The organism is Paractinoplanes rhizophilus (assembly GCF_042664765.1).
GTDB lineage: Bacteria > Actinomycetota > Actinomycetes > Mycobacteriales > Micromonosporaceae > Actinoplanes > Actinoplanes rhizophilus.
The window spans coordinates 1-1,216 of record NZ_JBHTBJ010000118.1 but is presented as its reverse complement, the minus strand read 5'-3'; the positions used below and the strand labels follow the sequence as shown (position 1 = coordinate 1,216).

Annotated in this window: 2 protein-coding genes; both read left to right on the top strand. The window is 72.3% G+C overall.

Going from position 1 to position 1,216, the window contains the following annotated elements; translation table 11 throughout:
- Positions 1-441: 441 nt before the first annotated feature.
- A complete protein-coding gene (locus ACFQS1_RS40475; RefSeq protein WP_378978384.1) occupies positions 442-828 on the top strand; it encodes a hypothetical protein in 387 nt (128 codons plus the stop codon).
- Positions 829-933: 105 nt separating this feature from the next.
- Positions 934-1,216: helix-turn-helix domain-containing protein (locus tag ACFQS1_RS40470; protein ID WP_378978382.1), on the top strand; the 283-nt coding region annotated here is incomplete at its 3' end.

Below are 1,216 nucleotides of genomic sequence, written 5' to 3'. Positions count from 1 at the left end.
TGTCAGCCGCCGTTGAGGGCGACGACGTAGCCGGCGCGTGCGCCGTTGGGCGTGACGACGATGTTGGTGTGCGGCGCGGCGTGTTGATCGTGTTGGTCGCCGACGCCACGGTGACGACGGGCAGGGCGATGTTGGAGGGCTCGGCCCTCCCGTCGTGTCCTTGGCCGGTTGTGGCGGGAGGGCCGAGCGTTTGCGCTCGGAGGCGCGGTGGTCACGGTAGAGATCGATCCGGTCGTGGTCGAGCAGCGGCTGTGCTCGGGCGAGTTGATGTGTCCGGGGTGTGCGGGCCGGTTGACCGGTTGGGGCAGGGCCCGGACCCGGGTGGTGCGGGGTGTGGACGGACCGGTGGTGGTGACACCGCGCCGGTCGCGGTGCTCTCGGTGCCGGGCGACTCATGTGTTGTTGCCGGTGTTGTTGCTGGTCAGGCGAGCGGATACGGCTGTGGTGATCGGGGCGGCGCTGGCGGCGAGGGCGGCGGGACGGGGTTACCGGCAGGTCGCTGCCGCGCTGCGGCGGGCACCGGACACGGTCCGGGGATGGTTGCGTCGCTTCGCCGTTCGTGTCGAGGCGGTGCGGGCGGTGTTCACCGAGTGGTGCGGGAGGTTGGATCCGGATCCGGTATTGCCCGATCCGGCCGGGACGGCGTGGGCGGACGCGCTGGCCGCGATCGACGCGGCCGCCCGGGCGGTGCACGACCGCTTCGGCGCTGTGGGCGCTGATCGTGTCGGGGGTGGTTCGGCCGTGGTCGTGGTGCCGGTCTGGGAGGTCGCCGTGGCGGTGTCGGCGGGCCGGTTGCTGGCCCCAGGCTGGCCCTCGTCGAGGGTCTGAAGCTGATCAACACGAACTGCCTCTGCCGGTGATGACCGCCGGCGGCGATCCTCGCGCTGCCGCCCGAATCACGGGTGGACGGCGAGTACGAGCGAGGAGTTTGTGATGGACAGACCGATGGCGGTGGGCGGGGTGCGCCCGGACGAGGCGGCCGGGCGATCGGAACGAGCGCGGGCGATCGCGTTGTTCCGTTATCAGGTGATCCGTGAGGCCGCGGATCCGGCGCACTCGACCCGCCAGCGTGGACGGATGGTCCGTGAGCTGGCCGCCCGCACCCACCTGGATACGGCCGGCCGGCCGGTGCGGCTGTCGCGGGAGACCCTCGATCGCTGGATCAGGGCCTGGCGGCGCGGCGGGTTCGACGCCCTGATCCCGAACCCGCGGCAAG